The organism is Laceyella sacchari, from assembly GCF_024927925.1.
GTDB lineage: Bacteria > Bacillota > Bacilli > Thermoactinomycetales > Thermoactinomycetaceae > Laceyella > Laceyella sacchari.
On sequence record NZ_CP103866.1, the window covers coordinates 2012578 to 2022500 of the forward strand.

Annotated in this window: 10 protein-coding genes and 1 pseudogene (1 of these 11 running past the window's edge); 3 read left to right on the forward strand and 8 right to left on the reverse strand. The window is 49.3% G+C overall.

Features of this window, described 5'->3' with window-relative positions; genetic code table 11:
• From rbfA to rimP, 7 genes are read right to left on the reverse strand one after another with little or no spacing between them, the layout of a single operon-like run.
• Complete coding sequence (gene rbfA / locus NYR52_RS09820; protein ID WP_022738986.1) at nt 1-354, reverse strand: 30S ribosome-binding factor RbfA; 354 nt, start codon at nt 352-354, stop codon at nt 1-3.
• 28 nt (nt 355-382) lie between these two features.
• Complete coding sequence (locus tag NYR52_RS09825) at nt 383-664, reverse strand: DUF503 domain-containing protein (protein ID WP_022738988.1); 282 nt, start codon at nt 662-664, stop codon at nt 383-385.
• Nucleotides 665-666: 2 nt separating this feature from the next.
• Nucleotides 667-2916 carry a translation initiation factor IF-2 gene (infB, locus tag NYR52_RS09830; RefSeq protein WP_246026974.1) on the reverse strand — a complete coding sequence of 750 codons (2250 nt, stop codon included), beginning with the start codon at nt 2914-2916 and terminating at the stop codon, nt 667-669.
• Between the two features lie 50 nt (nt 2917-2966).
• Complete coding sequence (locus tag NYR52_RS09835) at nt 2967-3266, reverse strand: YlxQ family RNA-binding protein (RefSeq protein WP_022738991.1); 300 nt, start codon at nt 3264-3266, stop codon at nt 2967-2969.
• Nucleotides 3259-3537 carry an RNase P modulator RnpM gene (gene rnpM, locus NYR52_RS09840; RefSeq protein WP_022738992.1) on the reverse strand — a complete coding sequence of 93 codons (279 nt, stop codon included), beginning with the start codon at nt 3535-3537 and terminating at the stop codon, nt 3259-3261. The genes NYR52_RS09835 and rnpM overlap by 8 nt, the downstream gene beginning before the upstream one ends.
• Before the next feature lie 21 nt (nt 3538-3558).
• Nucleotides 3559-4683, reverse strand: a complete 1125-nt coding sequence (gene nusA, locus NYR52_RS09845; protein ID WP_132223671.1) for a transcription termination factor NusA — start codon at nt 4681-4683, stop codon at nt 3559-3561.
• A 23-nt stretch (nt 4684-4706) separates the two neighbouring features.
• Nucleotides 4707-5168: a ribosome maturation factor RimP gene (gene rimP, locus NYR52_RS09850; RefSeq protein ID WP_022738995.1), complete on the reverse strand. Its 462-nt coding sequence runs from the start codon at nt 5166-5168 to the stop codon at nt 4707-4709.
• Between the two features lie 409 nt (nt 5169-5577).
• Between rimP and NYR52_RS09855 the strand changes: the two genes are divergently transcribed.
• On the forward strand, nt 5578-6480 hold the full coding sequence (locus NYR52_RS09855; protein ID WP_132223674.1) for an EamA family transporter: 903 nt from the start codon (nt 5578-5580) through the stop codon (nt 6478-6480).
• A gap of 97 nt (nt 6481-6577) precedes the next feature.
• Nucleotides 6578-8395, forward strand: coding sequence for an oligoendopeptidase F (gene pepF, locus NYR52_RS09860; RefSeq protein ID WP_259435566.1), 1818 nt, complete (start codon nt 6578-6580; stop codon nt 8393-8395).
• Between the two features lie 62 nt (nt 8396-8457).
• Here pepF and msrB read toward each other — a convergent pair.
• A pseudogene (gene msrB / locus NYR52_RS09865) lies at nt 8458-8871 on the reverse strand (peptide-methionine (R)-S-oxide reductase MsrB); the annotation flags it as partial.
• Between the two features lie 237 nt (nt 8872-9108).
• On the opposite strand from msrB, the gene NYR52_RS09870 reads away from it, so the two are divergent.
• Nucleotides 9109-9923: the 5' portion of a penicillin acylase family protein gene (locus tag NYR52_RS09870; RefSeq protein ID WP_246026972.1), read on the forward strand. 1609 nt of this gene lie beyond the right edge of the window; 815 of the gene's 2424 nt are visible here — the first part of the coding sequence; it begins with the start codon at nt 9109-9111; its stop codon lies off the right edge, out of view.

A 9923-nucleotide genomic window follows, 5' to 3' on the forward strand; every position in this document is an offset into this window, starting at 1 on the left:
TTACTCTTTCTCCTGCGAATTGACTTCTGTCAACAAACGGGAAATATGCTCTTCCCGATCCAGCGAATTGTCTATGACAAAAACAAGCTCTGGAACATGGCGCAATTTGATGCGGCGGCCGACTTCGGAGCGAATGTATCCTTTTGCTTTCTCCAAACCGGACAAGGTTTGCGATTTTTGATCAGCGCTTCCCATCACACTGATGTAAACTTTAGCCACTTGCAAATCACCGCTCATCTCTACCGCCGTCACCGTTACAAAGCCGATGCGTGGATCTTTGATTTCTTGCTGGATGATCTGGCTCAATTCCTTCTTCACTTGCTCTCCAACACGGCTAACACGAATGCGCGCCATGGTCTACCCCTCCTACTTGCACATGTATTCACATAAAGGTGATAGAGGTATAAGTCACTTCCAACCCATCCGTATTTTCCAACACGGTGAGGGCCTGTCGCAACTCCTGTTCCACAACCTTCGCATGACTGCCCACACCGACGACGGCCAAGGCGGTAAGCTGCCGGTTGTCTTGATAACCCACTTCCGCAACGGACAAATTAAACTTGTTGCGCAGTTTTGCCTGCGCACTTTGAATCACACGCCGTTTGTCCTTTAAGGAAGCAGAGACGGGCACGCGCCCCTCCACTTCCAACAATCCGATATGCACGTTTATGTCCGCTCCACTTCTTCAATCACATAAACTTCGATGACATCTCCTTCTTTGATGTCATTGTAGTTTTGCACTGTCAGGCCGCATTCATACCCTTGTGCCACTTCTTTGGCATCGTCTTTGAAACGCTTGAGGGTGTCCAGCTTGCCTTCATGCACAACCACGCCGTCACGGATGAGGCGGACATGCCCATCGCGCACCACTTTACCTTCTGTGACGTAACATCCGGCAATGGTACCCACTTTGGACACTTTGAAGATTTGACGCACTTCTGCGGTACCCACCACACGCTCTTCAAATTCAGGGTCTAACAACCCTTTCATCGCGGCTTCGATCTCTTCGATCACATTGTAAATGATGCGGTGCAAGCGGATATCCACTTTTTCCTGCTCAGCCATCGCTCTGGCGTTTGGTTCTGGACGCACGTTAAATCCGATTACGATGGCGTTGGACGCAGAAGCGAGGATGATGTCGGACTCCGTAATTGCCCCGGCACCCTGATGGATGATCTTGACTCGTGCGCCTTCTACATCGATTTTTTCCAGAGAGCCCCGCAATGCTTCTGCCGAGCCTTGCACGTCAGCTTTGATGATCACGTTCAGGTCTTTCACTTCTCCTTGTTGAATCTGCTTAAACAGATCATCCAAGGACACGCGGCTGTTTGCGCCAAGCTCTTCTTCACGTTGCTTTTGCAGGCGCTTGTCTGCAATCGCCCGGCCTTTTTTCTCATCCTCAAACACCATGAATTGATCCCCGGCGTTGGGCACGTCAGGCAAACCGAGAATTTCCACCGGCATCGATGGTGGAGCCACTTTTACCCGACGTCCGCGGTCATTGACCATTGCACGGATTTTACCAAAGAAGTTGCCCGCGACAACCCCATCTCCCACTTTCAATGTTCCGTTTTGTACCAATACGGTCGCAACCGGCCCACGGCCTTTATCCAGCTCGGCTTCGATTACGACACCACGCGCCCGTTTGTTGGGGTTCGCCTTGTATTCTTGCACTTCTGCTACCAGAAGAATCATTTCCAACAGCTCATCAATGCCTGTTCCTGCCAACGCTGACACAGGAACGAAAATCGTGTCTCCACCCCATTCTTCTGGTACCAGACCATGCTCTGTCAATTGTTGCTTGACACGGTCAGGATTGGAGTCTGGTTTATCGATCTTGTTGACGGCAACGATGATCGGCACTTCTGCCGCTTTAGCGTGGTTGATCGCCTCAATCGTCTGTGGCATGACACCGTCATCTGCAGCGACAACCAAAATGGTGATGTCGGTCACTTGCGCCCCCCGTGCGCGCATGGTTGTAAACGCGGCGTGGCCAGGAGTGTCAAGGAAAGTGATTTTCTTGCCCGATACCTCCACTTGATACGCGCCGATATGCTGGGTGATACCACCCGCTTCCCCAGCGGTTACATTGGTGTGGCGAATTTTATCAAGCAAGGTCGTTTTACCGTGGTCAACATGCCCCATGATCGTAACCACAGGAGGACGTTCAACCAAATCCTCTGGAGCATCCTCTTCCACTTGCTCCTCAAAATTGCTTTCATCCACTTCCTCAACATATTGGACTTTCACATCAAATTCGTCCCCGATGACAACCATGGTCTCCACATCAATTTCTTGGTTGATCGTAGCCATGACCCCATGCATAAGCAACTTCTTGATGACGGCAGAAGCCTCACGGCGCAGGAGCTTGGCGAAATCCCCAACAGAAAGCGGTCCGGACACGGTGATTTCTTTAGGTAGCACAGGTGCCTGCTTTTCGCGTTGTTCAGACCCGCGGCGGTCACCCTTGCGGCGATTGTTACGGCCACCTTTGCCACCTGATCCAGACGAAGCGTTTCCTTTTCCGCCATTGGCTTTGTTAAACTTCCCTTTACGATTGTTGTCCGACTTCTTGCCACCAAAGGCATTTCCGGCATTGGACGTGCCGGCCGATTGTGCGTCGTTAGCCCCGTCATTGGCTTGACGTTTATTTTGATTTCTCGGTGATTGTTGGTTTGGCCGATTGTTTTGACGAGCCCCCCGGTTTTGCCCTTGATTCTTTTGAGCATTCGGGTTTTGCTTCGGCTTCTTTTCTCCCTGCGGCTTCTCTTCTTTACTGTTAGAAGACTTTTTTACTTCGTTTATATACTGTTCCACTTTTTGGATCATTCCTTCGTTCATCACGCTCATATGGTTATTTAATTTCATATCCATACGTTCTAAAATGTTAAGCACTTCCTTGCTGCTCATCTTCATCTGTTTGGCGTACTCATATACTCGGATTTTGGCCAATCCATTCACCCCCGTCAGTTACTCGAAAGCTTACGGAACGAACGGGCAAATCCCTCATCGAGTATAGCGATCACCACCCGTTCTTCTTTGCCGATTGCAGCTCCAAGCTCCCCCCGGGTACCATATCGAATCAATGGAACGCCATAGGAAGAGCATTTGTCCGTTACTTTCTTTTCCACATTTTTCGCGGCATCTGTGGCCAGGAAAACCAGCCGCGCCTTACCCGATCGGATCTCTTGAATGACTAGCTCTTCACCTGAAACCACTTTTCTCGCCCTCATAGCGAGACCCAACAACTGTAGCATCTTATTCATTCAGGTCCATCCCTTTTACCACTTCGCGCAGTTCGTCGTAAATTTCGGATGGAACTTGTGCTTTTAGGGCCCGGTCCAGCGCTTTTTTCTTTTGTGCCATGTCGATGTATTCCAACTTGGCACACAAGTACGCTCCGCGCCCGGATTTTTTCCCGCTCGGATCAATGATGATCTCGTTGTCGGGTGTACGAACAATACGAATTAAGTGCTTTTTTGGGAACATTTCCTGAGACGCCACGCATTTGCGCATGGGAACCTTCCGTTGCTTCATCGTTCAAGCAACCTCCCCATTTTATAACATTTCATCCGCTTCATGTGCGGATTCGGCTTCCTCCGCTACCTGCTCAACCAGCATCGGCTCTTGTTCAATCGGTTCGCCGGCCTCTTGCGCTTCGGATTCGCTCTTGATGTCGATTTTCCAGTTGGTCAGTTTGGCGGCGAGGCGAGCGTTTTGCCCTTCTTTGCCGATAGCCAGCGACAACTGGTGATCCGGCACGATTACACGCGCCATCTTTTCTTCCTCATACACGGTGACACTGATCACTTTGGACGGGCTGAGCGCATTGGCAATCCATTCGCCGATATCTTCTGACCAGCGAACAATGTCGATTTTTTCCCCTTTTAATTCATTTACAACCGTTTGCACACGTTGTCCGCGGTGACCCACACATGCTCCCACGGGATCGACATCCTCATTGCGCGAAGAAACGGCCACTTTGGAACGTTGTCCGGCTTCGCGGGCGATGGCACGAATTTCGACCACGCCTTCGTAGATTTCCGGCACTTCCAACTCAAACAATCTTTTCAACAAACCAGGGTGGGTGCGAGAAAGGAAAATCTGCGGGCCTTTCGTCGATTTTTCTACCTTGGTAATGTAAGTTTTTACGCGATCTCCATGTTTGAAGCGTTCACCCGGAATCACTTCTGAATGTGGCAAAAGAGCTTCCACTCTGCCCAGATCCACATAGTAGTGGCGATTGTCAGCGCGTTGCACGATCCCGGTGATGATATCCTCTTCACGATCGATGAAGTCTTTGTAGATCGCTGTGCGCTCCGCCTCTCGGATGCGTTGTGTCACCACTTGTTTGGCAGTTTGCGCCGCAATACGGCCAAAATCAGCCGGAGTTACTTCAATCTCAACGATATCGTCCAATTGGTAGTTCGGATCCAATTCACGCGCAGCTGCCAAGCTGATTTCCAAGCGCGTGTCCAACACGTCCTCAACCACTGTTTTGCGCGCGAACACACGCACTTCTCCGTTATGGCGGTTAATGTCGACCCGCACGTTTTGTGCAGAGTGAAAGTTACGCTTATAACCGGAGATCAAGGCTGCTTCGATTGCTTCGATCAATATGTCCTTGCTAATCCCTTTTTCTTTCTCTAATTGACCGAGGGCTTCGATGAACTCAGCATTCATCGGCCAACATCCTCCCTTCGTTTTTAAAAAACGATCGCTAAACGGGCTTTCGCCACTTTTTCCCGTGGGATGTGCACCGTTTTCTTTTTCTCCTCTACCGTCAAAGAGACGCTGTCAACCTCTTTCAATACGCCTTCGAACACCTTTTGCCCGTCAATCGGCTCATAGGTTGTCACGTGCACATGTTTGCCGATAGCTTTGTGGAAATCGTTTTCTTTTTTTAGTGGTCTTTCAGCCCCAGGAGAAGAGACTTCCAGTATGTAAGCGCCAGGAATGGGATCAGTCTCGTCAAGCACTTCGCTCAGTCGCTCACTGACGCGGCTGCAATCGTCCAAGTCCACTGGTTTATCTTCGCGGTCAATAAATACGCGCAAAAACCAGTTTGTCCCTTCCTTTTTATACTCAACGTCGACTAATTCCAGTCCTTCTGCCTCTATGATTGGAAGTGCGATCTTCTCCACCACTTCTGACACTTGTCGGCTCAAGGCCAACCCTCCTTATTTTGAGCCAATTCGATATCACCCCTAGCAAAACGGAAAGAGTGGGTCAGCACCCACTCTTTATTGCCAACAGATGTATCTACACTAAGTATAGCCAACGTGATTATAACACAATCAGCAAAATGCATGCAATTGCCTTTCACGGAAAAGCATGGGGTGCAGGCTTCGTTTTCCTTTATCATGCACAAAAAAAAGATTTACATGAAATTGATGCCATAATCCAGATTTGCATGTTAAAATTCGATAGGATTATAAAAATATACAATATTATCCTTTATTCCGCTAAACAAGCAACGTGCTGAAACAATAGGGAATTTTGTTGTTTCCAGCTTGGTTCCAATCGTTTTTTGTGATTTATTTTTTAATCTGGTTGTAACTAGATAGGAGTGGTTTGATGAGTCGCACACAAGCGAGCATCTATGTATTGATGGGCGCATCATCCTATGGTGTGGTGTCCACAATCACCAAACTAGCCTACCAACACGGGTTTGCCACGGGAGAAATCACGGGTAGCCAAGTGTTTTTTGGTTGTCTCTTTTTGTGGCTGGTAGCCTTGCCAGCCTGCGCCAAAACGAAGCGGCTTTCTCGCAAAAGCCTGCTTTCTCTAATTATGTGTGGGATGGTGTCCGGTTTGACGGGAATCTTCTATTATCTGTCCCTCAAGACGCTGTCCGCCTCCTTTGCCATCATCCTCATGTTCCAATTCACGTGGATCGGTCTATTGTTGGAATGGATGCGTACGCGGGTGAGACCTCGTTGGAATCACTGGTTGGCCACCACTATCATTTTGAGCGGCTCGTTGCTGGCCAGTGCTTCCCAACTCAACGGCGCCTCGCTTCATGCTAAGGGGATTTTCTTCGGTTTGCTGTCCGCTTTGACATATGCGCTATTCATTTATTTTAGCAATTTCGTCGCGATCGATGTCAACCCGATGATTCGTAGCGCCAGCTTTGTAACCGGCGGATTGTTTACTAACCTCCTTATCTTTTCCCCCGCTTTTCTCATCGAGGGGAAGCTATTTGACGGCTTGTGGTTTTGGGGTCTTTTGCTCGGCTTGTTCGGCACTGTCATTCCTACCATATTGTTTATGAAGGGTATCCCTCACATCGGCTCCGGGCTCGCCTCCATCTTGGGTTCCGTCGAATTGCCGGCGGTCATCGTCGTGGCGGCGTTCTTTTTGCATGAACAACCGACTATGCTGCAATGGACCGGGGTGTTGCTGATCCTGCTCGGCATTTTGATATCCGAGGCTCCAAGCATCATCGGGAGGCGATCGATTTCTGCCAAACAATCGTGATTTTCCTCCGCTCTCGAAAGGGTGACAAAACCGTTCGTAGATCGAATTTTGTTCCCCTTTCGAGTATAATGGTAAAAAAGAGGTAAGGAGGCTTTCTATGTCCAAGCAACAAAACAGCAAGCAACTGCCACATCGTTCGGAAGTGCCGGTGGAATACACTTGGCGTTTGGAAGATATTTTCGCAACCGACGACCTTTGGAACGAAGAGTTTGACAAGGTGAAAGCCTTGATACCCAAAGCTGCAGACTTCAAAGGGACATTGGGCGATTCAGCCGAATCCTTGTTGCGCGCGCTCAAGTTCAGGGATGAATTGCATATGCGCCTTGAACAATTGTATACATACGCCCACATGCGGTATGACCAAGATACCACCAACTCCTTCTATCAAGCGCTTGATGCACGGGCAAAAAGCTTGTTCGCAGAAGCGGGAAGCGCGCTCTCTTTTATGACACCCGAACTCCTTTCCATCAGCGAAGACAAAATCAAAGCGTTTCTCGCGGAAAACAGTGAACTCCGCGTGTACAGCCACGCGTTGGAAAAGCTGAACAAAAAACGCCCGCATGTATTATCCGAAAAAGAGGAAGCCATTTTGGCCCAAGCGGCTGATGTATTAGGTGCTTCCGCTACAACCTTTGGTATGTTAAACAACGCTGACCTCACATTCCCAACGATCGTGGATGAAGACGGCACACCTGTACAAATCACACACGGCCGCTACATCAAACTGATGGAATCGAGCGACCGGCGGGTGCGGAAAGAAGCATTTGAAGGCTTGTACCACACGTATGACAAATTTAAAAACACCTTCGCCAGCACCCTGAGCGGAGTAGTCAAGAAAAACAGCTTCTACGCCAAGGTTCGCGGATACGATTCGGCCCGTCACGCCGCCCTGAGCAACAATCACATTCCAGAAACCGTGTATGACCAGCTCGTCAACACAGTGAATGAGCATTTGCCGCTTTTGCACCGCTATCTGGAAATCCGCAAACGGGCATTGGGATATGAAGAACTGCACATGTATGACATCTACACCCCACTGGTGCCTGACGCGAAGATGAAAATCACCTACCCCGAAGCACAGCAAAAATTGCTGGAAGGCCTGGCCGTCATGGGGGATGAATATATCTCCATCCTGAAAGAAGCGTATGAAAACCGCTGGGTAGACGTGATGGAAAACAAGGGCAAACGCAGCGGCGCGTACTCCTCTGGCTCTTACAGCACCAATCCTTACATCCTGATGAACTGGCAAGATACCGTCGACAACCTGTTCACCTTGGCTCACGAATTCGGGCATTCCGTACACAGCTACTACAGCCGCAAAAATCAACCTTATATATACGGGGATTACACCATCTTTGTCGCTGAAGTCGCTTCAACCTGCAACGAGGCTCTGTTGAATGACTACTTGATGAAACACACCACCGACAAGCAACAAAAACTTTATCTTCTCAACCATTATCTCGACTCTTTCCGGGGCACTGTGTTCAGACAAACGATGTTCGCCGAGTTCGAGCATACCATCTACCAAAAGGCGCAAGCCGGCGAGGCATTAACACCTGATCTGCTCACTTCGCTGTACTATGCACTCAATCAGAAATACCATGGCGAAGGAATGATCAGCGATAAGGAAATCGGCCTGGAATGGGCCCGCATCCCCCATTTTTACTACAATTATTACGTATACCAATACGCCACCGGATTCAGCGCAGCCACCGCACTGTCCAAACAGATTTTGACTGAGGGCAAACCTGCCGTTGACCGCTACACAGAATTCCTCAAAGCAGGCAACTCTGACTATCCGATCGAAGTGCTGAAGAAAGCAGGCGTTGACATGACGACTGCGGAACCAATTCGGTTGGCGTTGAAAGACTTTGAAGAAAAACTGAATGAGCTGGAGCAACTCCTCTTTACTTGAGCGGGATGAAAACCGAACCGGCCCGGCGCCATCAACATGCGCCGGGCCGGTTCATTGTCCCCTCATTTTTCAAACAGCGGCAAATACTCGCCGTATCCCTCTTTAACCAACTCATCCTTCGGTATAAAGCGCAGGGCCGCGGAGTTGATGCAATAGCGAAGGCCGTTGGGGCCAGGGCCGTCGTCAAACACATGTCCCAAATGTGAATCCCCGTCTTTGCTTCTGACTTCCGTACGAATCATTCCATGGCTTGTGTCTAGTTTCTCAACAATTCTGTCTGGCTCCACCGGTTTGGTAAAACTGGGCCAACCACATCCAGAGTCAAACTTGTCCATGGAAGTGAACAATGGTTCGCCTGATACGATATCCACATACAGCCCTTCTTCGTCATGATCCCAAAATTCATTTTGAAACGGAGGCTCAGTCCCATTTTCTTGCGTAACTCGATATTGTAATGGCGTTAAGCGTGCCTTCAATTCTTCGGGACTATAAGGCTTTTTTTTGTCCATGATATGTACCTCCCCTAGGCAGTCTTCCGTTTCTTATTATCTTAACCTTTTGCAATCATCTGTTGCAGTCCCCCCAAAAAAACAATTCTCCCTCACGCGTTTTTCACAGGACGAGTTGGGCTAATGGATCAAGCAATTCCCCCTCCATCAGCAATAATCGATTTATATTTTACAAAAACATTTATTATTGTGATAATTATATTATTGAATTTGCAAACAAAGGAGCTGAAGTACGAAATGACCACCCCGCTCACCAAGCACCCCAAGCGCATCCCGGTCTGGCGGACGCTGTTCATCACGCTCCTCCTGCTCTTCCTGTTGTCGGCCGGCACCGTCAGTCTCTTCGTGCTCCATCTACTCCCCCAGACAACTGGGGATGTGAAGTTACCTGGACTGAGAGCTCCTGTACAGGTGACACGTGATTCACAGGGAGTGCCGCATATCAAAGCGCAAAACGAGCAAGACCTGTACATGGCCCAAGGCTATGTCACCGCGCAAGACCGTCTCTTTCAAATGGACATGTCCCGGCGTTTGGCATCCGGTCAATTGAGTGAAGTGGTGGGAAAGTCCGCATTGGACAAGGATAAGTTTTTCCGAACGCTGGGATTGCGCCGGGCGGCTGAACGCTCTTACGAAGCTTACTCCGATGAAGCCAAACGCATCTTGTCCGCTTACGCCAAAGGAGTAAATGCATATATCAATGAAGCCAAACAGAATCACCGATTGCCACTGGAATTCACCCTTGCCGGTTATGAACCACGTCCTTGGACACCGGTCGATTCCCTAATCATCGGCAAATATATGGCGTATGACTTGGGCGGCAAATGGAAGGGGCAAGCGTTTCGCTACCTGATGCTGATGCAATATCCACAAGCAAAAGCCCTGGATTTATTTCCGCCAGAAACGGACCGCACCATCCCCAGTAACCAATTGGCCGTCCCATCAAAACACGCGCTCTCCCAATTGACCGCCCATTTGGCCAAAGCTCCTTTCCCGATAGCGTACAACGGTAGCAACAA

Bases quoted from the DNA above. Each gene is read 5' to 3' on its own strand.
- rbfA (WP_022738986.1), bottom strand. From the start codon at position 354: ATGGCGCGCATTCGTGTTAGCCGTGTTGGAGAGCAAGTGAAGAAGGAA.
- infB (WP_246026974.1), bottom strand. From the start codon at position 2,916: ATGAAGATGAGCAGCAAGGAAGTGCTTAACATTTTAGAACGTATGGAT.
- NYR52_RS09835 (WP_022738991.1), bottom strand. From the start codon at position 3,266: ATGAATAAGATGCTACAGTTGTTGGGTCTCGCTATGAGGGCGAGAAAA.
- rnpM (WP_022738992.1), bottom strand. From the start codon at position 3,537: ATGAAGCAACGGAAGGTTCCCATGCGCAAATGCGTGGCGTCTCAGGAA.
- nusA (WP_132223671.1), bottom strand. From the start codon at position 4,683: ATGAATGCTGAGTTCATCGAAGCCCTCGGTCAATTAGAGAAAGAAAAA.
- NYR52_RS09855 (WP_132223674.1), top strand. From the start codon at position 5,578: ATGAGTCGCACACAAGCGAGCATCTATGTATTGATGGGCGCATCATCC.
- pepF (WP_259435566.1), top strand. From the start codon at position 6,578: ATGTCCAAGCAACAAAACAGCAAGCAACTGCCACATCGTTCGGAAGTG.